Annotated in this window: 17 protein-coding genes and 1 pseudogene; 12 read left to right on the top strand and 6 right to left on the bottom strand. The window is 72.7% G+C overall.

What is annotated here, in order from left to right:
* The first annotated feature begins 53 nt into the window (after positions 1-53).
* Positions 54-1778 (top strand): ABC transporter ATP-binding protein, encoded by a 1725-nt coding sequence (locus tag ABT015_RS14200; RefSeq protein ID WP_350879367.1) that lies wholly within the window; start codon positions 54-56, stop codon positions 1776-1778.
* 63 nt (positions 1779-1841) lie between these two features.
* On the opposite strand, the gene ABT015_RS14205 is transcribed toward ABT015_RS14200, so the two are convergent.
* The gene (locus tag ABT015_RS14205) at positions 1842-2360 is read right to left on the bottom strand and encodes a GNAT family N-acetyltransferase (protein WP_350879236.1); all 519 of its coding nucleotides are present in this window, start codon (positions 2358-2360) and stop codon (positions 1842-1844) included.
* Between the two features lie 64 nt (positions 2361-2424).
* Here ABT015_RS14205 and ABT015_RS14210 point away from each other — a divergent pair, with 64 nt between their 5' ends.
* The gene (locus tag ABT015_RS14210; RefSeq protein WP_350879237.1) at positions 2425-3060 is read left to right on the top strand and encodes a TetR/AcrR family transcriptional regulator; all 636 of its coding nucleotides are present in this window, start codon (positions 2425-2427) and stop codon (positions 3058-3060) included.
* A 57-nt stretch (positions 3061-3117) separates the two neighbouring features.
* Positions 3118-3360, top strand: a complete 243-nt coding sequence (locus ABT015_RS14215; RefSeq protein WP_350879238.1) for a hypothetical protein — start codon at positions 3118-3120, stop codon at positions 3358-3360.
* 50 nt (positions 3361-3410) lie between these two features.
* Here the strand turns inward: ABT015_RS14215 and ABT015_RS14220 are convergent, their stop codons facing one another.
* Positions 3411-4973 carry a PucR family transcriptional regulator gene (locus tag ABT015_RS14220; protein ID WP_350879239.1) on the bottom strand — a complete coding sequence of 521 codons (1563 nt, stop codon included), beginning with the start codon at positions 4971-4973 and terminating at the stop codon, positions 3411-3413.
* Between the two features lie 279 nt (positions 4974-5252).
* On the opposite strand from ABT015_RS14220, the gene ABT015_RS14225 reads away from it, so the two are divergent.
* The 5 genes and pseudogenes from ABT015_RS14225 to ABT015_RS14245 all read left to right on the top strand — a co-directional run bounded on the left by ABT015_RS14225 (position 5253) and on the right by ABT015_RS14245 (position 11110).
* A complete protein-coding gene (locus tag ABT015_RS14225) occupies positions 5253-6737 on the top strand; it encodes a sodium:solute symporter family protein (protein WP_350879240.1) in 1485 nt (494 codons plus the stop codon).
* 11 nt (positions 6738-6748) lie between these two features.
* Positions 6749-7555, top strand: coding sequence for a class II aldolase/adducin family protein (locus ABT015_RS14230; RefSeq protein WP_350879241.1), 807 nt, complete (start codon positions 6749-6751; stop codon positions 7553-7555).
* Positions 7556-7655: 100 nt separating this feature from the next.
* A pseudogene (gene speB, locus ABT015_RS14235) lies at positions 7656-8627 on the top strand (agmatinase); the annotation flags it as partial.
* Positions 8628-8731: 104 nt separating this feature from the next.
* Complete coding sequence (locus ABT015_RS14240) at positions 8732-10360, top strand: thiamine pyrophosphate-binding protein (protein WP_350879243.1); 1629 nt, start codon at positions 8732-8734, stop codon at positions 10358-10360.
* A 135-nt stretch (positions 10361-10495) separates the two neighbouring features.
* A complete protein-coding gene (locus tag ABT015_RS14245; RefSeq protein ID WP_350879244.1) occupies positions 10496-11110 on the top strand; it encodes a TetR/AcrR family transcriptional regulator in 615 nt (204 codons plus the stop codon).
* A 92-nt stretch (positions 11111-11202) separates the two neighbouring features.
* On the opposite strand, the gene ABT015_RS14250 is transcribed toward ABT015_RS14245, so the two are convergent.
* From ABT015_RS14250 to ABT015_RS14265, 4 genes are all read right to left on the bottom strand, one after another.
* Positions 11203-11433, bottom strand: coding sequence for a ferredoxin (locus tag ABT015_RS14250; protein WP_350879245.1), 231 nt, complete (start codon positions 11431-11433; stop codon positions 11203-11205).
* The gene (locus ABT015_RS14255; protein WP_350879246.1) at positions 11430-12638 is read right to left on the bottom strand and encodes a cytochrome P450; all 1209 of its coding nucleotides are present in this window, start codon (positions 12636-12638) and stop codon (positions 11430-11432) included. The genes ABT015_RS14250 and ABT015_RS14255 overlap by 4 nt, the downstream gene beginning before the upstream one ends.
* Positions 12639-13044: 406 nt before the next feature.
* A complete protein-coding gene (locus tag ABT015_RS14260) occupies positions 13045-13467 on the bottom strand; it encodes a Rid family hydrolase (RefSeq protein ID WP_350879247.1) in 423 nt (140 codons plus the stop codon).
* Positions 13468-13535: 68 nt separating this feature from the next.
* A complete protein-coding gene (locus ABT015_RS14265) occupies positions 13536-14210 on the bottom strand; it encodes an HD domain-containing protein (protein WP_350879248.1) in 675 nt (224 codons plus the stop codon).
* Between the two features lie 71 nt (positions 14211-14281).
* Between ABT015_RS14265 and ABT015_RS14270 the strand changes: the two genes are divergently transcribed.
* The 4 genes from ABT015_RS14270 (at position 14282) to ABT015_RS14285 (ending at position 24945) form a co-directional block, all read left to right on the top strand.
* Positions 14282-15262, top strand: a complete 981-nt coding sequence (locus tag ABT015_RS14270; protein ID WP_350879249.1) for a GlxA family transcriptional regulator — start codon at positions 14282-14284, stop codon at positions 15260-15262.
* A gap of 457 nt (positions 15263-15719) precedes the next feature.
* The gene (locus ABT015_RS14275) at positions 15720-16523 is read left to right on the top strand and encodes a hypothetical protein (protein WP_350879250.1); all 804 of its coding nucleotides are present in this window, start codon (positions 15720-15722) and stop codon (positions 16521-16523) included.
* Positions 16524-16607: 84 nt separating this feature from the next.
* Positions 16608-24236: a fibronectin type III domain-containing protein gene (locus ABT015_RS14280; RefSeq protein ID WP_350879251.1), complete on the top strand. Its 7629-nt coding sequence runs from the start codon at positions 16608-16610 to the stop codon at positions 24234-24236.
* Positions 24237-24564: 328 nt separating this feature from the next.
* Complete coding sequence (locus ABT015_RS14285; protein WP_350879252.1) at positions 24565-24945, top strand: hypothetical protein; 381 nt, start codon at positions 24565-24567, stop codon at positions 24943-24945.
* The last annotated feature ends 30 nt before the right edge of the window (positions 24946-24975 follow it).

The raw sequence follows: 24975 nt of genomic DNA on the forward strand, positions 1-24975 counted from the left end.
AGCCCTTGTCCGAAGAACGGAAGAACAGTCGGCACGCACCACTGGTCAGGGCCATGGGCCTGTTCGTGCCGCACCGGCTCCGGCTCGGCGCCGTACTGCTGCTGGTCGCGGCCGGATCACTGGCCGCGATCGCACCGCCGTTCCTGCTGCGGCAGATCTTCGACGTCGCGCTGCCCCAGGGCCGGCTCGGACTTCTGACCGGGCTGGCCGCCGGGATGCTCGCCCTGGTGGTGGCCAGCACGTCCGCCGGAGTGCTCCAGGCCTACCTGTTGGTCACGCTGGGGCAGCGGGTGATGGACGACCTGCGCACCGCGGTCTACACGCATCTGCAGCGGATGTCCCTGTCCTTCTTCACGGCGACCCGTACGGGCGAGGTGCAGTCCCGGATCGCCAATGACATCGGTGCCATGCAGTCGACGGTCACCGGCGCGGCCGCCACGATCGTCGCCGGTGCCACCACGGTGGTGGCCACGTTGCTGGCGATGCTCTCCCTGAACTGGCAGTTGACGGCCGTGTCCCTGGGGGTGCTCCCGTTCTTCGTCGGGATCAGCCGCAGGGTCGGCGCGGAGCGACGCGGGATCGTCGAGCAGCAACAGAGCCTGCTGGCCGTGATGTTCAGCCTGATCGAGGAGTCGCTGTCGGTCAGCGGCTTCCTGCTGGGCCGCACGATGGGGCGCACCGACACGCTGGTCAAGGAGTTCGCGGGGCGGTCGCGGGACCTCGCCGATCTGACCGTCCGGTCCTCGATGGCCGGACGATGGCGCCAGTCCATCATCTCGATCATCGTGGCCGCGATGCCGATAGCGTTCTACTGGACGGCCGGAATCGTCGGTGGGCACGGTGGCCCGACCATATCCGTGGGCACCGTCGTCGCGTTCACCGCTCTCCAACAGGGCCTCTTCGGGCCGGTCATGACCCTGTTGCAGACCGGCATCGGTATCCAGAGCTCCATGGTCCTGTTCGACCGGGTCTTCGAGTACCTGGACCTCGAGGTCGACGTCGCGGAGCCCAGGGATCCCGTTCCGCTCACCGGGCGCCACGGACACGTCCGCTTCGAGCGGGTGAGCTTCTCCTACCCGGCTTCGGGGCTCGTCCTCCAGGGCGTGGACTTCGATCTGCCGGCTGGTGAGAAGCTGGCGGTCATCGGCGCCACCGGCGCGGGCAAGACCACCCTCGGCCATCTGGTCCCGCGCCTCTACGACGTCACGGACGGTCGGATCACCATCGACGGCGTCGACATCCGTGACCTCAGCTTCGCCACCCTTGCCGAGACGGTCGGCATCGTCCTGCAGGACACCCATCTCTTCCACACCACCGTGGCCGACAACCTGCGGTTCGCCAAGCCCGGGGCGACGGCGGGCGAGCTGGCGGCCGCCGCCGAAGCCGCTCAGATCCATGAACTGATCGAAAGCCTGCCGCAGGGGTACGACACCATCGTGGGCGAGCGCGGGTACCGGTTCTCCGGCGGCGAGAAACAGCGCCTGGCGATCGCCCGGACCATGCTGAGGAATCCGCCGGTCCTCGTCCTGGACGAGGCCACCAGCGCGCTGGACACGATCACCGAGAAGGCGGTCCAGCGGGCGCTGGACGCGCTCTCCGCGGGCCGTACCACGATCACGATCGCCCACCGGCTGTCCACCGTCCGGCATGCCGACCGGATCATCGTCCTGGACGGCGGCCGGGTCGTCGAGTCGGGCACGCCCGCGGACCTTCTCGCCCGCGCCGGACGGTACGCGGAGCTCTGTCGGGCGAGCGGATCCCCCGGCCCGAAGCCCTGAGGAGCGGAAGGGCGGAAGGGCGGAAGGGCGGAAGGGCTGAAGTCGCCTACGCCAGAGGCCCGTTCAGAGCCGCAGGTCCATCCGCTGCTCGACCGTGTCCAGGCCGAACCTGCGGGCGGGACGGGAGACGGTGAGTTCGAAACCGGCCTTCGCGTACAGATGGTGGGCGGCGTCGAGGCCCGCGATGGTCCAGAGCAGCACGCCCTCGTACGCACGGGCGCGGGCCTCCTCCAGGGCGGTCTCCAGCAGCCGGCCGCCCAGGCCCCGCCCCCGGGCGACCGGGTCGAGGAGCACCCACCGCAGCTGGCCCCAGCCCGGGCGCTCGTCCGCCCGGACCAGGCCGGTGGCGCCGACCACCCGGCCGTCGAGCTCGGCGACCCACAGACGACCGGGCGCCGCACCGCCCTCGCGGGCCCGGGCGAGGACCAACTCGGCCATCCCCGCGGCGACAAAGGCCTCCATGGTCTCGTCCGTGCCGTACTCCTGGGCGTAGAGGACACCGTGCAGGGCGGCGACGGTGCCGAGGTCCCCGGGGCGGACGGCCTCGCGGACGGTCGCGGATCCGGGTGCGGTGGCGGCCATGGTGGCATCCCTTCCAGGAGGAAACTTCCACTGAAACAGTCGTTTCAGTGGAACGATAGACCACGTGTCCACCCCCGATCCCGCAGATGCGCGCTCCCGCCCGTCGCGGCGCCGCGAGGAGATCCTCGCCGCGACCGTCCGCTACGTCGCCGAGCACAACGTGTCCGACCTCTCGCTGCGCCCGCTGGCGGCCGAGATCGGCTCCAGCCCGCGGGTGCTGCTGTACCTGTTCGGGTCGAAGGAGCAGTTGGTCCGGGAGGTCCTGGCGGTCGGCCGGGCCGAGCAGCTCGCACTGCTGGAGCGCTGCGAGGCCGAGGGCGGCGACGCCCGCGAGACCCTCGAACTGCTCTGGGAGTGGCTGACGAAGCCCGAGCACCGGGGCGCGCTACGCCTGTTCTTCGAGGGGTACGTCCGCGCCTTCGGGGGCTCCGGGCCCTGGCTGGACTTCGGCACCGCCTCGCTGGAGGAGTGGCTGCCGCCCCTGGAACGCGCTCTGGACAGCACCGGCGCGAATCCCACCGTGGTGCTGGCCGTTCTCCGCGGCCTGCTGCTGGACCTCCTCGCCGACGGCGGCGGGAGCGGGGGCGGGGGTGGGAGCGGGAACGGGAACGGGAACGAGGACGGCGACGACGGTGGCGGGAACCACGCCGCCCGCGTCCACGCCGCCTGGCACGCCTTCCTCGACGCCACCCTCGGCTGACGCCCGGCGAGCGAGCCGCGCCGCTCCCGGCGGCCGCGTGCTCGCCACGTGCCGGCGGTGCCTGAGGACCTGGCGCCTGGTCGCCACTCACGCGGACAGGCGACGGCGGTGCTGGACGGCCGCCCCCTGGCGGTCACCGGCGGCGACGACGGCACCGTGCGGACCTGGGACCTGACCACCGGCGACCAGGCCGGGCCGGAGCTGGTGTTCCCGCTATCGGTCCGCACGGTGGCCGTGGCGCCGGATGGCCGGTTGGTGGTGGGCTTCGGCGGGGAGGTCGCGGTGTTGGCCCGCCGCTGACCGGGCCCCGCACGAACGTCTCGCCGCCGGACGGCGGTGCCGGCCCGTGGTCAGTGCGCGTCGGGCGGGAGCCAGTGCAGGGCGAACCAGAGTTCCATCCGGACCTCCGCGTCGCCGAGGTCGACGGCGAGCAATTCGCCGACCCGGGCGATGCGTTGGCGCACGGTGTTGCGGTGGAGCTGGAGCGCCGCCGCGGTACGGTCCCAGCTGCCGTGCAGGGCGAGCCAGGTGCGCAGGGTCTCCCGGAGCACGGCCGGCCCGGGGGTGCCCGCGGCGGTCAGCGGGGCGAAGGTGCTGCGGGCGAGGGCGGCGGCGTCCTCGGGGGCGACCAGGGTGTGGATGCTCGGCCCGACGGCCTCGCGGTGGTGGACGGCGGCGGCGCCGGTGGCCAGCGCGTGGCGCAGGGCCCGGTCGGCCTGGGCGTCGGCGATCCTCAGCTCCGCCGTGGGGGCGGGCGCGCTGACGCCGAGCGTCCAGCCGAGCCGGGCGGCGGATTCGGTGTCCACGATCCGGTCCGGTGTCGCCGAGCCGGGCAGCAGCGCCCGCAGCCGGGTGCCGTCCAGGTCCAGGTGCGGTGTGCCGAGGGCGGTGCCGAGGGCGGCGAGTTGGACGGCCTCCCCGCCGCCGCCCGCCCGGCCGGTCAGCCGGCCGTGCACGACCACCCAGGCGCCGTCGGGCGGCAGCAGGGCGGCCGCCGCCTCCTCCGGTGCGGCGCCGAGCAGCAGCCGCACCAGGGCTCCGGCGCTGCGGGCGTCCGTGCCGAGCGCGTGCCGCGGGCTGGTGAGCAGCGAGAGCAGCACCACGGCCACCCCGGCCACGGACCGGTGGACGGCGGTCGGCGGTTCCTCGGCGGCGGTGACGAGCGTGAGGGGGCCGCCGGAACCGTCCGAACCGGGCAGGGTCCGCACGGTCAGGTGCCGCCCGGCGTGGTGCTGGGCGGCGGCGGTCGGGGGCTGGGCGCGGCCCGTGGCGCGCGCGGTGGTCCGTTCCGCGAGGGCGCGCAGTTCGGCCAGGACCGGCACGGTCGGACGCGCTCCGGCGCTGAACAGTTCGACGCCGCGCCCGTCCAGCAGTGCCGTCCAACCGCCCAGGTGCACGGCGAGCTGTTGGACGACCGCGCGCAGCGCGTCGGGGCGGGCGGCCGCGGAGGCGAGTGCGGACTGGGCTTCGGAGATCTGCCGCAGGCCGCGGTGGGCGGCTTCGGCCATCGCCGAGTAGGCGGCCCGGCCGACGGCGACGAACGGGGTGCCGTCGGGCACCCGCAGCAGGGGCAGGCCGTGCCGGTCGCAGGCGGCGACCAGGTCGGCCGGCACCTCGTCGTAGACGGGCGCGACGCCGAAGCCGAGTGCGGCGGCGCCCGCTTCGACGACGCAGCGTACGTAGGCGTCGATGCCGTCGGCGTCCTGCGGGAGGCGGACACCGGCGGTGAGCAGCAGTTCGCCGCCGAGCAGGTAGGGGCCGGGGTTCTCGACCTCGGTGGTGCCGACGGTGCCGATCAGCCGGTCGTCGGCCGGTCCGGCGATCCGGCGCAGTCCGAGTACGGGGTCGGCGAGCAGGGCGGTCAGCGGGACGGCTGGGCTGCCGGAGGCGGGAGCGGGGGCTGGGTCGGGCACGCCGGCGGCCTTTCGTCGGAGGTTTTGCACATCTGACCCCACGATATTGGATGAAACCGATACTTCTGCAGGCCAGGCGGGGCGGTTTAGGTTCAGCGCACGGCGTTTCCCTTCGGGCACCCCCGGTTCGCCCCCCCGTTCCCCGCCTTTCCTGTGCGCCCTGCCAGTCCCGCCCGCCGCCCCGTCCGTTGCCCCGTCCGTCGCCCCGCCTGCTCCCCCACCCACAGCCCTGGCCCGGCCCGCTCCCCCAGCGCGTCCGGCCGGATCGGAGGACCCCCCATGACCCTCGACTACGTCGTGATGATCGGCTATCTGTTGGGCATCGTCGGCGTCGGCTGGTGGGGCAAGCGGCGCGCCTCCTCCAAGGCGGACTTCCTCGTCGCGGGCCGCCGTCTGGGCCCGGTGCTGTACACGGGGACGATGGCCGCCGTCGTGCTCGGCGGCGCGTCCACCATCGGCGGCGTGCGGCTCGGCTACTCCTACGGCCTGTCGGGCGCCTGGATGGTGTTCGCGATCGGGCTCGGCCTGCTGGCGCTGAGCATCCTCTTCTCCGCCCGGATCGCCCGGCTGCGGGTGTACACCGTGGCCGAGATGCTGTCGCTGCGCTACGGCGGAGCGGCGAGCGTGATCTCCGGCGTGGTCATGTGGGTCTACACCCTGATGCTGGCGGTGACCTCGACGATCGCCTACGCCAGCGTCTTCGACGTGCTGTTCGACGTGCCCCGCTGGGCGGCCGTGGTGATCGGCGGCACCATCGTGGTCGGCTACTCGGCGCTCGGGGGCATGTGGTCGATCACCCTCACCGACATGGTGCAGTTCGTGGTGAAGAGCATCGGGGTGCTGTTCCTGCTGCTGCCGGTCGCCGTCGTCAAGGCCGGCGGCCTCGCCCAGCTGAAGGCCGAACTGCCGTCCGGCTACTTCTCGTTCGGCTCGATCGGCGGCGACACCATCTTCACCTACGTGCTGATCTACACCTTCGGCATGCTGATCGGCCAGGACATCTGGCAGCGGGTGTTCACCGCCCGCACCGACCGGGTGGCCACGTACGGCGGCACGGTGGCCGGCGCCTACTGCCTGGCGTACGCCGTCGCCGGCGCGGTGATCGGGATGGCCACCAAGGCGCTCTACCCCCAACTTGCCAGCCCCGACGCCGCGTTCGCGACCATCGTGAAGAGCACGCTGCCGGCCGGGGTGCGCGGCCTGGTCCTGGCGGCGGCGCTGTCGGCGATGATGTCGACCGCGAGCGGCGCGCTGATCGCCTCCGCCACCGTGGCCAACAACGACATCTGGGCCCGGGTACGCACGCTCGTCGGCCGGGGAGGGCCGGGCACCGCGGCCACGGACCATGACGAGGTGCGGTCCAACCGGCTGGCGATCGTGGCCCTCGGCGTGCTGTCGATCGGCGTCGCCTGCGTCCTGGACGACGTGATCTCGGCGCTCACCGTCGCGTACAACCTGCTGGTCGGCGGTCTGCTGGTGCCGATCCTGGGCGGGCTGGTCTGGCGGCGCGGCAACCTGCCGGGCGCGCTCGCCGCGATGGTCGCGGGCGGCGGCACCGTGATCGCGTTGATGGCCGCCAAGGGTGTCCTCGCCAACGAGCCGATCTACTTCGGCCTCGCCGTGAGCCTGGTCGCCTACCTGGCCGTCAGCCTGGCCACCCGCCCGACCGACGCCACCGTGCTGGAGCACTGGCGCGGCCGGCTCGCCGGGCAGGCCGAGACCCCGGCCGCTCCCGCCGCCACCGCCCCGGCCGCCGCACTCTGAGAGGAAGCCTCATGGACCTGCCCGCCGCCCCGACCGCCCCGACCACTGCGTCCGTACCGACCACCCCGCCCGCACCGGACGAGGCCCGGCTGCGCCGCGAACTCGCCGCCGTGTACCGGCTGGTCGCCCACTTCCGGATGACCGACCTGATCTTCACCCACATCTCGGTCCGCCTCCCCGGCCCCGAGCAGCACTTCCTGATCAACCCGTACGGCCTGCTGTTCGAGGAGATCACCGCCTCCGACCTGGTCAAGATCGACCTGGCCGGGAACCCGGTGGAACCGACCCCCCATCCGGTCAACCCGGCCGGCTTCGTGATCCACAGCGCCGTCCACGCGGCCCGCCAGGACGCCCACTGCGTGCTGCACACGCACACCCGGGCGGGCTGCGCGGTCGCCGCCCAGCGGGACGGGCTGCTGCCCCTCAACCAGATCTCGATGGAGTTCCACGACCGGGTCGGCTACCACGACTACGAGGGCGTCGCGCTCAACCTGGCCGAACAGGAGCGACTGGTCGCCGACCTCGGCGGGCACCCGGCGCTGATCCTGCGCAACCACGGCCTGCTGACCGTCGGCCGCACACCGGGCGAGGCCTTCCTACGGATGTACTACCTGGACAAGGCCTGCGAGATCCAGATCGCCGCCCAGGCCGGCGGCGGCCCGCTCGTCCTGCCGTCCCGCGAGACCGCCGAGCTCACCGCCCGCCAGCTGACCGGCCAGGAGCACGGCTCCGACCTCCAGGACGACCGGGCCGCCGAGCTGGCCTGGGCAGCCCTCCTGCGCCTCGCCGACCGGATCGCCCCCGACCACGCGAACTGACCCCCGTCGACCCGGCGCAACGCCTGCCCGCCGACGCCCCGACGCCGACTCCCCGGCAACGCCCCGACGACGCCCCGCCCGCCCGACTCCAGGAGCAGCCATGAGCACCGCCCCCGACCCCCACAGCCCCCTCGGCCCCACCGACTCCTCCCGCGTACCGCGCTACGCCGGGCCCGCCACCTTCGCCCGCCTGCCCCGGATCGACCAGGTCCCGCGCGCGGACGTCGCGGTCGTCGGCGTGCCCTTCGACACCGGCGTCTCCTACCGGCCCGGCGCCCGCTTCGGCGGCAACGCGATCCGCGAGGCCAGCCGGCTGCTGCGCCCCTACAACCCCGCCCAGGGCGCCTCGCCGTTCGCGCTCGCCCAGGTCGCCGACGCCGGGGACATCGCCGCCAACCCGTTCGACATCCACGAGGCGGTCGACACCGTCGAGGCAGCCGCCGGCGAACTGCTGGACACCGGCGCCCGGCTGATGACCCTCGGCGGCGACCACACCATCGCGCTCCCGCTGCTGCGCGCCGTGGCCCGCCGGCACGGGCCGGTCGCGCTGCTGCACTTCGACGCCCACCTGGACACCTGGGACACCTACTTCGGCGCCGAGTACACCCACGGCACACCGTTCCGCCGGGCCGTCGAGGAGGGAATCCTGGACACCTCCGCCCTCTCCCACGTCGGCACCCGCGGGCCGCTCTACGGCAAGCAGGACCTCACCGACGACGAGAAGCTCGGCTTCGGCATCGTCACCTCCGCCGACGTCCTGCGGCGCGGCGTGGACGAGGTCGCCCAGCAACTGCGCGAGCGGGTCGGCGACCGCCCCCTGTACATCTCCATCGACATCGACGTGCTCGACCCGGCGCACGCCCCCGGCACCGGCACCCCCGAGGCCGGCGGACTCACCTCGCGCGAGCTGCTGGAGATCCTGCGCGGCCTGAGCGGCTGCCACCTGGTCTCCGCCGACGTGGTCGAGGTCGCACCCGCGTACGACCACGCCGAGATCACCGCCGTGGCCGCCTCGCACACCGCCTACGAGCTGACGACGCTGATGGCCCGCCAGATCGCGGGCGAACGCACGGAGCAGGGTCCGCGAGCCGGTGCGGGCGGCCGCCCGGACGGCCGCGCCGGCGCCCGTACCGACGCCCGCACGGAGTCCCACGACGCCACCGGCGAGGTGCGCGCATGACGCACCTCCGCAACGGCGGCGACCTGGTGGTCGAGTCGCTCGCCACGCTCGGCGCCCGGTGCGTCTTCGGCCTGCCCGGCCAGCACGCCCTCGGCCTGTTCGACGCGCTGCGCCGCTCCGACCTGCGGTACGTGGGACTGCGGGTGGAGAACAACGCCGGCTTCGCCGCCGACGGCTACGCCCGCACCGCCGGGACGGTGGCCCCGCTGTTCCTGTCCACCGGGCCCGGCGCGCTCACCTCGCTGGCCGCGCTCCAGGAGGCCGCCGCCGCCTCGGTGCCGGTGCTCGCCGTCTCCAGCCAGATCCCCTCGGCCGGACTGGGCGGGCGACGGCGCGGCTACCTGCACGAACTCGTCGACCAGCAGGCCAGCTTCCGCGACGTGGTGAAGTCCGTGCACACCGCCCGGACCCCCGCACAGATCCCCTCCGCGCTGGCCGCCGCCTGGGAGTCGGCGCTGAGCGCGCCGTACGGGCCGGTGTGGGTGGAGATCCCGCAGGACGTCCTGCTCGCGCCGGTGACCGTACCGCCGGTCACCGGGCTGCGCGCCGAACCCCGGCCGCCGCTCCCCCGCCCGGAGCTGATCGCCGAGGCCGCGGTGCTGCTGGCCGAGGCCGAACGCCCGGTGATCCTGGCCGGGGGCGGCGTGGTCCGGGCCGGAGCCAGTGACGAACTGCTGCGGCTGGCCGAGCTGTTGCGGGCCCCGGTGGCCTGCACCTTCGGCGCCAAGGGGGCCTTCCCCTGGGAGCACCCGCTGTCGCTGCGGTCCTGGCTGGAGGACCGCCACACCACCGACCTGCTGGAGGACGCCGACGTCCTGCTCGTCGTCGGCTCCGGCCTGGGAGAACTCTCCAGCAACTACCACACCATGGCGCCGCGCGGCCGGATCATCCAGATCGAGGCCGACGCGGGCAAGCTGGAGGCCAACCACCCGGCCTTCGGCATCCACGCCGACGCCCGCCTCGCCCTGGCCGCCCTCTGCGACTCGGTACCGGCCGCCGTACCGGACGGCCGGGCCGAGGCGGTGGCCGCCGAACTGCTCAAGCGCGTCCAGGAACGGATCGACGGCCAGGGGCTGGAACTCGAACAGGACGTGCTGGCATCCGTTCGCCACGCGTTGCCGGACGACTCGCCGGTCTTCTTCGACATGACGATCCTCGGCTACTGGGCCTGGTCCGCCTTCGACGCCCGCCGCCCCGGCGCGATGCACTCCGCCCAGGGCGCAGGCGGCCTCGGCTACGGCTACCCCGCCGCACTGGGCGCCGCCGTGGCCGCGGACGGCCGCCCGGTCCTCGCCGTCTCCGGCGACGGCGGCGCGATGTACTCGCTCGCCGAACTCGCCACCGCCCGCCAACTCGGCCTCGACGTCACCTGGTTGATCATCGACGACGGCGGTTACGGCATCCTGCGCGAGTACATGACGGGCGCCTTCGGCGAGGCCACCGCCACCGAACTGGCCCGCCCGGACTTCGTCCGCCTGGCCGAGTCCTTCGGCGTCCCGGCCGCCTACACCACACCCGACGACCTCGCACGGGACCTGGCCGCCGCACTCGCCGCCCCGGGCCCCAACGTGCTCGTCCTGCCCGCCCTGCTGCGGATGTTCGCGCCCACCCACCTGGACGCCTGAACCACGGAGGGAGCGCGACGGCCGGGCCCCCGCCCTGCGGTCTCCGCCGCCCGGCGCGCTCCCCCGTCTGCCCCGCACCACCGCGCACCCGGACCGTCCGACGCCGTTGCGCCGACCCTTGGATAGGCTGCCGCAATGGCCCTCGACTCCCCCCGGCTGCTGCGCGCCGACGCCGCCCGCAACGCGGAAAAGATCATCCGGGCTGCCCGGGAGGTCTTCACTGAACAAGGCCCCGACGCCCTCCTCGACGACGTGGCACGCCGGGCCGGCGTCGGGGCCGCCACGCTCTTCCGCCGTTTCCCCGACAAGGCCGCGCTGCTGCGGGCCGTACTGGACGAGCGCTTCGGCGAGAACGTCCGCCCCGTCATCCGGGCTGCCGCCCACGACCCCGACCCCGCCTCCGGTCTGGCCCGCGTGCTGGAGGCGGCGCTGGAATCGGTGGCCGGCGACTACAACGTGCTGGCCGCCGCCCGCTCCGCCGGCGTCCTGACCCCGGCGACCGGGCAGGAGTTCTTCGCCGCCCTCGACGCCCTCCTGGCGCGGGGCCAGCACGCAGGTGTGATCCGCGCCGACCTCGTACCCGACGACCTGCACCGCGTCGTCGTCATGCTGGTCTCGGTGCTGTGGACGATGGAACCCCGCGAGGACGGCTGGCGCCGGTACCTGGCGCTGGTCCTCGACGGTCTCATCCCCGCCGGGGCCCGCCCGCTGCCCTGCCCCGCCCCCGCGCTGCACACCCGCACGCCCTGACGCCGAGGCGGGTGCCGGCCGCCCTCGCGGGGGCGGCCGGCACCACCTGCCGCCAGCGCACCGGATCAACCACCTGCCGCCAGCGCACCGGATCAGCGCGCCGGGTGCACCTGGATCGCCGAGGCCGGGCACATGGCGGCCGCCTGGCGGGCCAGTTCCGCCGCCCGTGCGCCGGGCTCGGCGGCGAGCACGACGACCTGCCCGGCCTCGTCCTGGTCGAACACCAGCGGCGCGGTCACCGCGCACTGCCCCGACGACACGCACCGCGAGGTGTCCGCCTCCACCCACGCGACCGGCCGCTCACGCGGCTGCTCCTCGCTCACCACCGGACCGGGACCTCGCTGAGGCCGCCCGCCAGCCGCTCGGCGTGGTCGCGCAGGCTCCGCGCGTCCACCGCCAGCCGCAGGTCGGGGAAGCGCCGGAACAGCGCGGTCAGCGCGACCTGCATCTCGGTGCGTGCCAGCACGTTGCCGATGCAGTAGTGGCCGCCGTGCCCGAAGGCCAGGTGCGCGTTGGGGGAACGCGACGGGTCGAAGGTGTCCGGCTCCTCGAAGACCCGCCCGTCCCGGTTCGCGGCGTTGATCGCCACCAGCACCGCCTCGCCCCGCGCGATCGCGGTCCCCGCGACGGTGACGTCCTCGCGGGCGTAGCGGGTCAGGCCCAGGCCACCGGGCGAGGCCATCCGCAGGACCTCCTCCACGGTGGCGCGGGCCAGCGCGTCCGGGTCGGCGGCGAAGCGGTCCCGCCGGGCGGTGTCGCTCAGCAGGAACAGCACCCCCAGGTCGATCCGGGCCGATGTCGTCTCGTGGCCCGCGAACAGCAGCCCCACCGCCAGCCGGGTCATCTCCCCCTCGGTGAACGAGGGGTCCTCCGCCTGCACGGCCAGGATGTCGCTGATCACGTCCTGCCCCGGCTGCTTCCGCTTCTCCTCGGCGATGCCGGCCACGTACGCCTCGAACTCGGCCATGGCCACGGCGCCGTCGGCCCCGCCGTACAGCGCGGCGATCCGCTCCGACCAGCCGCGCAGCAGGCCCCGGTCCGCGACCGGCACACCCAGCAGCTCGCAGATCACCATCACCGGCAACGGGAACGACAGGTGGTCGTGCAGGTTGACGGCACGTTCCGGCTGCCGTGAACGCTCCTCCTCCATCGCGTCCAGGCAGGATGCGGCGAGCTCCCCGATCCGCTCGCCCAGCCGGCGCATCCGCGGCGCGCTGAACGCGGGCGCCAGCATCCGCCGCATCCGCGTGTGCTCGCGGTCCTCCTCCTCGGGCGAGGGGGCGGGGCGCGTGTGCAGGGCCGACTCCGAGATCCTCGGCGCGCCCTCGGAATCGGGGCGCAGCCGGGAGAACCGGGCGTCGCTCAGAACCTCCCGGGCCTCCTCGTAGCGGGTCACCAGCCAGGCCGGGTCACCGGCGGGTGTCGTCACCCGCGTGATCGGACCTTCCTCGCGCAGACGCGCGAACAGCGGCGCCAGGTCCAGGGCGTCGGGGCGCTCGAAGGGTAACTGCGGTGCGGGGGCGGTCATGGTGTCTCCTCACCGGCCAAAGGCCACAAGAGCAGCGAACGTTCGGCAGAACCGCCCTCTCCTGCACGTCCGGGCCAGGGCGGACGAGCGGCGTCCCGGCCCGACAAGTGAGAGCCAGCTCTCTCTTCTCTCGGGAGCGTAACACCGTCGGCACGCACAGTCAGCCACTGGGCGAGATCGGCCCGTTCGGCGACGGAGCGGGCCCGGCCCTCGGGGGAATCGAACGGAAATCGGCGGCGACGGGGGCCCTGATTCCGGTTCGACGACGCGCCTGAAGCGGCGACCCGGGCGCGCAGACCGGCGCCCTCCCCGCAGGACCAGCACCGACCGGATGCGCCCGTGCCGGGATCGCTTGAGAACCGTCGCGACGGGCTCCTGGGCCGGGCGCCGGCCCAGGAGCGGCGGTCTACCGGGATGCGGTGGGATACGCGGCGGTCGCGCGGATTTCGACGAGGAGTCCCGGGCTGGCGAGGCCGCTGACCCCGATGATCGTCCAGGTCGGGTAGGGCGCCTCGACGAGGCGCTGTTTGGCCTCGATGAAGCCGGGCAAGTGCCGGCGGATGTCGACGTGGTAGCTGGTGACGTCGACGAGGGCGGACGGGTCGAGGTTCTCCAGTCGAAGGATCTCTTCGATCTTCCGGATGGCGATCTCGGTCTGCTCCTCGATGGAGTCCGGGATGGTTCCGTCGGCGCGGCGACCGATCGTTCCGGCGATGAACAGGAGGCCGTGCGCGCGGACCGCGGCGGAATAGCCGAAGCTTGCGAAGGCGCTGGTGGTCTGCCCGAAGACCGTGTTGTCCTCGGGGATCGCGACGGTGTGGACGGTCATTGCGGTGCTTCCTTTTCTCTGGTGACGCGGTCGTGTTCTTCGGTGACGCGGTCGCGGGGTCCGTGGAGTCAGTTGCCCCAGCGGGACGAACGGCAGGCGTGCTCCAGCCGGGTCCGGCCGAAGGTCTCGCGTTCACGGAGGAATTCGCCGGGGATCGTGTACCGGGGTGCGTTCTTCGGGTCTTTCGCGGCCTGCGCGACGATCGCGTCGGTGAGTGAGCGGATCATGTCCAGCCGTGGATAGGCGGTGTGCACGGCGTCGGCCTGCTCGTCGGTGACGGCGTCGACGTGGTCGGCGCCGATCGGGCCACCGAAGTCGAGTGCGACACCCTCACGGACGAGCACGCACAGCGTGCCACGGCGTTCTGCGATACCCGGGGAGGTGTGGAGGGCGATGGCCTGCCAGACCTGGTCGGCATCGATCGCGGGTAATCCGCGGTCGATGAGGAATGCGGCGGCCCGGTCGGCGCCTTCGACCTCGAACCGTTGGTTGTGCGGGCCGTCCGACGCCACGCCGAGGTCGTGCATCGCGCACGCGGCGAACAACAGGTCGTCCTGGTAGTCGTGGCCGACGACCAGGCCGAGGCGGCCGGCAACCAGCCGGGCGAACAGGTAGCTGCGGATGCTGTGGTTGAAGACGGACGGCGTTTCCACCGGTCGGACGAGGTTCATGACGGCGTCGGCAAGCGGTGTGCCTGGCAGCGTGATCAGGTCGGCGGTCGCCTCGCGGGTAGGTCCGGTCATGTCTTCAGCCTGGCCCGGACCGCCCTGACCTGGTGAGAGGCAAAATTTCCTCACTTCGCTAGAATCTTGCCATGGCAGTGCATCGAGTCGCGGTCCTGGCGCTGGACGGGGTCACCCCCCTCGACCTGGCGATCCCGACGCAGATCTTCACCACCCGGCCGGAAACCCCCTACGAGATGACCCTGTGCGCGCTGCAGCCGAAGGTGGCCACCAGCGCGGGTTTCGCCCTGGTCGCCGACGAGGGCCTGGAGCGGGTGAGCACCGCCGACACCGTGATCGTGCCGGGATTCGACCTGATCCTCCCGTTGCCGGACGCCGTGCTCGAGACACTGGCCGGAGCCCGCGACCGAGGCAAGCGCGTGGTGTCGATCTGCACGGGCGCCTTCGCGCTGGCCGCGGCGGGCGTCCTGGACGGGCTGCACGCCACGACCCACTGGAAGCACATCGACTCGTTCGAGCGGAACTTCCCGGCCGTCTCGGTCGACCGCGACGTGCTCTACGTCGACGAGGGCGACGTGCTCACCTCGGCCGGGGTGTGCTGCGGCATCGACCTGTGCCTGCATATCGTGCGCCGCGACCTGGGCGCGGAGACGGCCAACCAGATCGCCCGCGGTCTGGTCGCCGCCCCGCACCGAGACGGTGGGCAGGCCCAGTACGTCCCGGCTCCCGTCGCGGTGGCCGGCGAGGCGTCGCTGTCCGGTACCCGTGGCTGGGCCCTGCAGCGGCTCGGCGAGCCGCTCTCGCTGCGCGTGCTCGCCCGGCACGCGGGCCTCTCGCAGCGCACCTTCATGCGCCGGTTCACCGAGGAGACGGGCACGACCCCGTTGCAGTGGATGCTCAACGCCCGGCTGGGCAGGGCGCGGGAGCTGCTGGAATCCACGGACCGCTCGGTGGAGCAGGTGGCGCGGGACTGCGGGCTGGGCACGGCGGCCAACCTGCGGCTGCACTTCCGGCGCGCACTGGACACCACCCCCACCGCCTACCGCCGCACCTTCACACGCTCAACGTCGCGCAGTCCGGCCTGTTCACCAGCGGTCACGCCCTCGGACTGAGAACGGCCACCATGACAGGGCCTGGGTGGTGGTCGGCCCGAGCACGGTCAGGGTGACGGCGGGCAGCAGCAGCCGTCCGTGTTGCCTCGTGGGCACGATGGTGGGTCCTCCCCGTACGGCGCAGGCGTCGCGGTCGCGCGTTCCGGCGGAAACAGCGCGAAGCCTGACGGGTCTGCCGCCGTTGAAGACGGTCGGCGACCATGACGACTTATCGAAAGCGTTACTGCTGAAAGCTGTTGCACTCACGGTCGCCTGCCGCCCGCCCGCGTCGCTCCCGCCGCTCCGGAGCGAGGGGCCGATGAGCCCGGCATCCATCTGGCCGCATTCACAGGCGCGGCTCGGCCGTCCGCGAGACGGGGCAGCCGCGCGGGGGCCATAGTGTCGGCGTCTGTACGGAGCAGCCGCACGCACATCGCTTCGTGCGTGTACGCCGAGACTGCGGGATGAGGCAGAGCCCATGACGAACGGTTCGGGACAGCAGGGTGACGACCGCTTTCCGGATGAGGATGTCGCCCTGATCGAGGGGACGAGAGAATTCTTCAAGATCGATCGGGAGATCCGGGTGGTCCTGGCACCTGCGGACTACCCGGCCGACAAGCTCTTCAGGGATTACGGCGGCAAGTACCTCTACCAGGTCGACGGGGACTTCGGCGGCAAGAGCGTCTGCACCGTGATCCCGCAGCCTCCCTGCTCGAACGACACCCGCGCGGATTCCCAGCTCGAGCAGAGTCGAGGCGGGGCCTACTTTCCCGAACACGACCTGATTCTCATCTCGGAGAAACCGACCGGAGGGTTCACCAGGAAGCAGGTACTCGTCCATGAGATCGGGCACATCCGGCAGGTCTGTCAGGGATACCTCCTCGACCCGATGCACGGCAGTCAATCGATGTGGGAATATCACAATATTGCAGTGAATGAGAACCCTGTCAGGTTCAAGGACGGGGAAGAAGCGCGCCTCGTTTACGACGATCCGGACTGGACGCTGCCAACGAGTGCCGCCGAGTACTACAAGGTGAAGACTTCGCCCAAGCTGGAGACGGTCTGGGGACTTTTCCAGGAGCACGTCACCGGCACGCAGGATCGGAAGATGCTGGAAGAGTTCGAGAAAGCCGTGGCGGACGATGCCTACGAAATCGAACAACAGGTAGCACGGGGCCCGTTGAAGGTAACCCTCAAAACCCAGAAGTACAAGCGCAGGGATTTCATCAAGACGCGCCTCGCGTGCAGATTCCTCAATGATCTCCACAAGGCCAGAACATAGGACCGAAACGACATCCCCGGCCCTTCTCCCTCCCCCGTCCCTCCCCCTGACCGATCAGCGCGCACAACCGAGAGGACTTCCGCCGTGAGCGACCAGGACCAGCAGCCGTCCGGGACGACGGACACCGAGATCCTGACGGCCCTGCGGGACCGCCTGGTCCAGGAGGGCGGCGGCACCACCGACCGGCAGTACCCGCTGAACAGCGCCACCCTGCCGGCCGGGGTGCCGGGCAGCCCGGACGTGGTGTCGCGGTTCCTCGACCAGCACCTGGGCGACAGCCCGGTGGTCGGCTCGGACGCCGACCCGGTGCTCGACACCAAGGCGGGCACGCTCACCCTCAAGGGCCGCTCCGCCGTCCTGGAGAGTGAGAGCGGCGCCACCACGGTGACGTTCACCGTCTCCGGCGGCAAGCTGCGGGTGGACTGGCGGACCGTCCCCGGCGAGCGCTGGACGCTGAGCCACACCTATCCCGCCCTGCACGGCACCCTGTACGAGACCCTGCCGCTGTACGATCCGCTCTTCGTCCTCACCGACCACGACCAACCGGCGTCCGACGGCGTGTTCTTCGCGCTCAAGGCCGGCCTGCACTTCCAGGCGGGCGTCACCGTCGGCCCCGATCTGGTGCCCGTGGCACGGAAGTCCCCGCCGGCCGGCAGCACGGAGGTCCGGGTCGGCGGCCCGCTGTCGGTCGCCGAGCAGGTCCCGTCGTTCACCTGGCCGGCCGACAAGTCCTGCGGTGCCTTCACGGTGCCTCGCCCCGGGCAGGGCGACCTGTCCTTGCAGGACGGCCGCCTCACCCTGACGTGTCAGCCGTCGACAAAGGCGGGCACCTGCGAAGCGGACGCTGCGGTCGTGGGAACGGTGGACTTCGAGGGCGGCCGACGCCGTGCGAGCCTCGCCCCGCCGCAGGGCACCCCCAGCACCCGGACCCTGACGCTCACCGCGTCGAGCTGGCCCGCCACCGTCGAGGAGGCGCTCGCGGTGACCGGCTGCGGCAAGCAGATCGAGCCCCGCGTCCCCGCGAAACTCCTCGCCCTGACCGGGTCCCGGATCGACGCCTGCACCCTCACGTTCGCCCCGGACGGCAAGGGCCCCACGGCGAGCGGCGTGCGCATCGGATACGGGTCCGACGCGGCCTGGCAGGCAGCCGACGGCATCGCCTTCTCCCGGGTGGCCCTGGAAGCCGACGCCACCCGCACGACCGTCGATGCCACCGTCGTCACGAGCTGGACGGTGTCGGTGCTCGGCACCGTGCGCCTGGGATCGGCCGATCTCGCCATGCGCGCCTCGGCCGGCCCCTGGGGATGCTGGCATGTCGAACCGACGGACCCCGCCCAGCAGCTGCCGTCGCTGGACACGCTGGCCGGGCTTTCCGGCCTGGCCACGAGCTCGGTCACCGCGCTGTTGCCGGGCTCCCTGTACGACACCGAGCAGCCGCTCACCCTGTCCCGCGCGGGCCTGGACCTGGACCCGGCCGACCGGACCCTGTGCGCGGTCTCCTTCACCCTCGCCCAGACCACGCCGTGGCCCCTGATCGACAAGGTGCTGACCCTGTCCGGCTGGACCGCCGACGTCCGGCTGGAGAAGACCGCGGGCACCTGGCGGGCCATGGGCCTGCTGTCCGGCGCGCTCGGCCTCGGCGCGACGCAGCAGCCGACGCTGGCGGTGACGATGGCGGTCCCCGTCGGCAAGGACACGCTCTGGACGCTCCGGCTGCAACCGGGCACGCAGGTCACGCTCCCGTCGGCCCAGGACGTCTTCGGCCTCCTCACCGGCTCCCAGGCCGCGCTGCCACCCGGTGTCGGCTCGGTCGGCGGTCTGGAGGTCCTCGACCTCCTCGTGGCGGTCGCACCGTCGCCGCCGGCCGTCCGACGGCTCGGATTGCTGTTCGCCCAGCAGAAGGAGTGGACCGTCATCGACAAGGCGGTCACCGTCCAGGACCTCACCGGGGCGGTCGACCTGCGCCGCGACGACGGCACCAGCAGCGCCACCGGCGAGTTGTCCGGCGTGCTCACCCTGGCGGGCCGGTCGGTCGACGTCCGTGTGGAGCGGGACGAGCAACACCAGTGGGTGCTGCACGCCGCGCAGGCCGTGCCCGTCCACGTGCCCGGCTTCGAGAAGCTCGACTCCTGGCTCTCCCCGGACGCGGCCAAGTCCGCGCTGCCCGCCGAGCTGCCGCTGTCCAAGGGGATCGACGTGGCGGACGTGTCCGTCCGCTTCGGCGGCGAAAACGGCGCCGCCGACCGGATCGGCCTCACCGTCGGCACCCCCGAACCGTGGACGATCGTGCCCGGATCGCTGTCCCTGAACGACGTGTGGGCCGAGCTGAGCATGCCGTACCCGGTGAAGGCCGACGGGATCACCGGCACGGTCCGGGGGAGTATCACCCTGGGCGGCCTGACCGTCCTGATGACGGCGCACAAGCCGGAGGAGGCCACCGGCACCTGGGAGTTCACCGGCACCGCGCAGTACGGCCCGAAGCAGCCGCTGGCCCTGGACACGACCGCGGACGCGGTGACGAAGCCCGCCCAGGACAACACCTGGGCACAGGTCGTCCCGAGCGGGATGAACAAGCTGGAGCTCAGCGCGGCAGCCTCGCTGTACCTCGACCCGAGCCGCCCCCTGTTCCTCCTGTACGGACGGGCGTCGTTCGGCCCGGCCCTGACCGCCGACGCCCTGCTGTACTGCGCCCGGCGGTCGGCGCAGGACAGCGCCTGGGTCTACGCCGCGGCGGCCCGCCTCGGTCAGGACTTCCGCCTCAGCGCGCTGAGCCCGGCCCTGTCCGGGCTCGACGACGTGCTCCGGTGCGACGACGTCCGGCTGGTGGTCTGCGATCTGGGAAGCGGGGACCTGAAGGGCCTCGCAGAGACCACCAACTCCCTGCTGCAGAAGCTGGACTCGGAGGCCGCTCCCCCGCTGAAGGACCTCCCCGACACCGCCCTGCCACTCGCCAAGGGCGTGTACCTGGCCGCCCGGACCGCCCTCGGCTCCTCCCCCGTCCTCACCCACCTGGTGGACGTCACCGGTGACGGAGGAAAGGCGCCCGCCGTCACGGTCACCGCCGTGGTCGACCGGAAGGCGCCGACGCAGACGTCGTTCACCGCGGACCTGCCGTGCATCACCGTCCTGGACACCCTGACCCTCGGCAAGGCCACGGGCGCCTCCGGCGTCCGGCTCACCTTCCAGCCCAACAAGCACCGCGCCTTCACCCTGGCCGGGCCGGCCCGGCTGAAGCTCTTCGAGACCGAGTACGCCTTCGACCTGACGCTGTACGCCGACACGCTGAAACTCACCTCGAAGGCGACACCGTCCGCCCAGGAGCTGGACCAGCCGTTCGGCCTGCCCGGCCTCGTCGTGTCCGGGCTGGAGCTGTCGGTGGACTGCACCTGGGCCGTCCCGGCCAAGGACGGGCAGGCGGCGCAGCCGAGACACTCGCAGTTCACGGTGAAGGGCTCGGCGAAGATCGGACCGGCGCCGGGGAGCGGGAAACCGGACCAGCGGCTGGCGGCCACCGCCGCGCTGGCCCTGGTCGACGGGCACCCGGCGCTGCTGCTCGCGACGCTGGACGCCGACGTGGCCATCGGGTCCTTCCTCGCACAGTGCGTCACCGGCGACGCGAGCACCTGGCCCTCGGACTTCGTCGAGCTGACGGTCCGCAAGGACTCGACGGTCTACTACTACGACGCGAAGAAGGACCCGGGCAAGACCCTGGAGAAGTTCGGCGGCGCGACCACCCCGTACCTCGACCAGTTCCACCTCGACGCCCGGATCCGGCTCACCCTCGACGTCCAGGTCGACGTCCGCGGGCTGCTCTCCTTCCGCCGCGAGAACGGCCGGACCACCGGGATCACCGGCACCCTCGCACTGGAGAAGCCCGTCGACCTCGCCGTCGTGGAGCTCGCCGGCACCACCACGGAGAACGGCCGCTACACCGGCGGCCCCGAGCTGAGCCTCACCCGGGACGGCGGGACGAAGAAGTTCGCCCTCAGCACCGGCGTCAACTTCCTCCAGGCCGCCTTCACCACGGTCGAGGTCTCGGCCGCTGCGCGAGCGGACGGCGGGCGGTGCTTCACCGGCACCCTGAAGGCCGCCAAGGAACTGCCCCCCTTCGGCACCCTGGACTGCGGCTTCACCTACACCACCCACCCCTCCCCCCGTAAGCCCGAACTCACCATCGACTGGCCGGGGTTCGACTGGCCGGGGAAGGTCATCGACCTGCTCAAGCAGATCCAGCAGATCGCGGACTCCTCCGGCAGCGGCTCGGGCTGCGGCACGCTCGCCGACATCGCCGTCCAGAACGCGTACACCGAGAACCTCTCGCTCCACCCCAAGGTGTCGCTGTCCGACGCCGGGACGCTGCGCTTCGCGCTGACGCCCGCCTTCTCCCTGACCCTCAAGGACGCCGAAAAGCCCTTCTTCTCGCAGGACCTGCCCGCGCTGACCGTCGACGTGCCGGCCGGCACCACGTGGCCGGACCTGCCCGCCGTGCTGGGCAAGGGCCTGGCCGACGGCGCCCGGGACTACGTGAAGAAGCTGCTCCAGGACACCGACAAGATCGCCTTGATCGCGGCCTTCGTCTTCGGGAAGCGGGCCGCCGCCTACCTGGCGGGCCTGGTCTGCCGGGGCCTGGCGAACAGTGACGCACCCGCCGCGGGCGAGGCCGGGGCCGGTGCGGCGGGGAGCGCACCCGGCGGCTACGGCGGCGCCGGGGCCGTGGCGGCGGCCGTGGCGGCGATCACCACGTCACGCCAGGACTCGAACGACCACAAGAAGAAGCAGGGCAACGGCAACGACGGCAGCCACGGCGGTCCGGACCCCACCCCCGGACGGCCCACGATGACCTCGCTCACCTACGCCAAAGGACAGCTCACCGCCTGCTGGGACACCGCCCCCTACGCGACCGGCTACGAGTTCGAGGTCGTCCGCCCCTCGGGCCAGAAGCTCGCCTCGGACACGGTGGACAACGTCATCACCAAGAGTGTGGCCGTCGATGCCGCCACGCTCGCCCCCGGCACGTACAGCTACCGGGTCCGCTCCCGGCGCGGCGGCAGGACCAGCGACTGGGCGCAGCTGACCATCGAGAAACCGGTCTCCCCCGTACCGGACCTGACGTGGGAGGACACCGAGGCGCAGCTCCGGGCGCAGTGGACCGGCACGGCACCGGACAGCTACCACGTGCGCTTCACCGACCCCGCCGGCAAGCAACTCGGCCAGGAACAGACCGTGAAGGCGGCGCCGTACACCGCCGTCCAGCCGGTGGCCACCCCCGTCCCGGGCCGGTACGCCGCCACCGTCCGGGTCGAACGGGCCGGTACGATCCCCGCGGACCCGGGCAAGCCGGGTACCCGCGACATCATCGACAAGCCGACGCCCGTCATCCAGGAGGTCTGGTACGAGGACGACCGCATCCACGTGCGGTGGAACGGCGGCGAGGGAGCCACCCGCTACCAGGCCCAGGTGCTCAAGGACTCCACCGTCGTCGCCTCCTGCGACACCGACGGATCGGCCCGGGAGGCGGCTCTCAGCCCCCAGCGCGGGACCTTCGCGCCCGGCACGCGCTACCGGGTCCAGGTCCGCGTCCACACGGACGGCGGCGACAGCGCCTGGGCCGGACAGGACTTCACCGTGCCGGCGATCCAGCCGCCGACCGTGCCGCCCTGGACCGTCGACGCCGACCGGATCGTCGTCCGCTGGGAGCCGCTCGCCTCCGACACCGCCGCGGGCGCCGTCAGCTACGACATCCGCCTCCTCGCGACGGCCACCCCGGACCAGCCGGTCGCCACCGCCGACGCCGTCGCGGCGCCGCCCGTCACGCTCGTCCCGTCCGGCGGCGGCCACCTGGCGGACGGCACCGAGTACGGCATCCGGGTGCGCGCCCGGGTGGGCCGCGACACCGGGCCGTGGTCCCAGCCCGTCACTCGGACCTTCCGGGCCCTCCCGGCCCCCGGGTCCCCGAAGCTGGAGTTCTCCGGGGCGCCGCTCGACGCCTCCTGGCAGGGCGCCGAAGACCCGCAGGGCGGCAAGAACTCCTACGAGCTGGCCCTCAGCGCCGGTGACGACCACCTGGTCGGACCGCTCACCGTCGACGACCTGGCGTACACCTTCACCCCCGCCCAGCCGCTCCCCGACGGCCAGGAGTGCACGCTGCGGGTACGGCGCACGCGGGACGGCGACACCAGCGCGTGGGCGGAGGCCACCACCAGGTACCCCGGAGCCGTGACGCTCATCGAGGCCCGGTACGCCGACGGGCGGGCCAGCGTCACCTGGGCCACGTCGCCCCTGGCGGACGCCGGATACCAGGTCGACATGACGGACGAGCACAGCGGAAACACCAGCAGCGACACGCTCCGCCCCCAAGGGCAGCGGCCGGCGGCCACCACGACGACTTTCGCCGTGCAGCCGCCGGCCGCCGGCGTCGTCCTGCGGTTCCTGGTCACGGTCGTGATCGACCCGTCCTCGGGGCCGTCCAGCCCGCCGCTGCGCATCGCCGCCGCCGACCCGGTGACCGGCGTGACGCCGACCTGGAACGCCGACGGACGGCTGGAGGTCGCCTGGCAGGCCGCCGGCGGCGCCGCCGGCTACCGCGTCACCGTCACCGACCAGGCGGGCCACCTGACCGTCACCGACACCCAGGGGCCGGTCACCAGCACGGTGGCCGGCACGGACGGGCTCGCCCCGCACACTCCCTGGACGGTGACCGTGGCCGTCCTCGTCGACGGCATCGCGGCCGAACCCACGGCGGCCGTGCCGGTGCCGCCCCAGCCCGTGCCGCCGCCCACCGTGAGGTTCACCGTCATTCCCGCTGTGGTCCGCCTGTCCTGGGACCGCGTGGAGGACGCCCAGACGTACGAGGTCCAGCTGCTCAAGAACGGGGAGCCCGAGCAGAGTGACGACAGCGACGGGTACGAGCAGAAGGATTTCTTCGCCCAGTCCTACCGCGACGCCTACCAGGCCAGGGTCCGGGTCCGGACCCCGCACACCGGTGCGTGGTCCGACACCGTGACAGTCGGCCTCGTTCCGCCGGACCTCGCCAGGGCGCTGTCACTGTTCACGCTGCTCGCGAACCAGCTCCGGGTCCAGGACCCCACCCTGACGCCCGACTTCCAGGCCGTCTTCAGCAGTATCGGCCAGGACGAGACCGCCGCCGACAGCGCCGGCTCCGGGCCGTACACCGCCGCGTGCCTGGGCGCTCCGCCCGGCGGAAGCTGCACGCTCGACGGTGCGAGCGTGCCCTTCGCGGCGGTGCGCGAGCAGATCTCGATGGAGCGGCGCACCGATGCCTATCGCACGGGCCGGCCGCAGACCTCCGGGTGGGCGTTCATCGGCGAGGCGCCGGCCTCCGCCTCGCTGTTCGGCATCGCCGAGGGTCTGACCCGGGCGGCGGTGAGCGACCAGACGGCGAAGTCCCTGCTCGACGCGGCCCGGAAGGCCGACGTCGTCTGCGCCTTCCCCGGGGACGGCTACCGCATGATGGCGGTCTGCACCGGCGATTTCGCCAGCCAGGACCCGCCCCCGCTGACGCGCTTCGGGGACGTCAAGCTGGACCTGGGCTGGGCCGAGGCGCACGACGGCTACGCGGTGACGGGAGACTGGCAGCTCCTGGAGCAGAGCCCGTTCGCGGTGGAGCAACTCGCCGTCAAACTGGCCGCGTTGCTGGTCCAGAAGGGCAAAGTGAGCGCGAAGGACGCCTACGGGGTCTTCGACAGCGCGTGACGGCCGACCGCCCGCACCTCGGCCGGGTCGGCACCGTCTGCGACCGCCGACCCGGCCGTCTCCATGACCGTTGACCGTCCGCCCTCGGCCGATGAAGGTCGCCGCCAGTAAGATCGTCGGACCGATACGACATCGACGCGTTCGTCCCCGCCCACCGGCGCATCGAGGTCGGGGCCGGGAACCCGAGCTCGATGGTGGACATCCACCTGTCGGGACGGGCACTGATCGGCGCGCTGGCGTACGGCTTCCTGCTGGGGTCCCGCCGGCCTGCCCGGGGCCTCTCACTCAGCGCGTTGTCCGGATCTCGAAGACTTGGGAGAGTTGGGCCATGCCCAAGAAACGCCACCGTGCCGCGCCCCTGGCCGAGATCACGGCCGCTCTGCCGCCGGTCGAGTACTGGTACGGCGAGGGCATCCCGTCCCCGGCCGGCCGTGCGGAGTTCACCGACGACGACGGCCGGCTGTGGCGGAAGGTCCGCGGTCCGCTCCACCGCAACCTGGCCAGGCGTCTGGCGACCCAGGCGGACGAGCTGATCGTGGGAGAGGGCGCCGGCGGACACTTCCGCCACGTCCCGCCGGCCGACCGGCTCGCGGCCTGGCACGAGATCAAGGACAGGCTGCACGGGGACGAAGCGCCGAGCTACCACCCCTACGAGTTCGCCTCCGCGGACGGCCTCCTGACCCTCCTCTACATCGAGGAGAGCTGCTGAGGCCTCCGGTGGCCGGGAGGGGCCGGAGCC

The sequence above is a fragment of the Kitasatospora sp. NPDC094016 genome, assembly GCF_040304045.1.
Lineage (GTDB): Bacteria > Actinomycetota > Actinomycetes > Streptomycetales > Streptomycetaceae > Kitasatospora.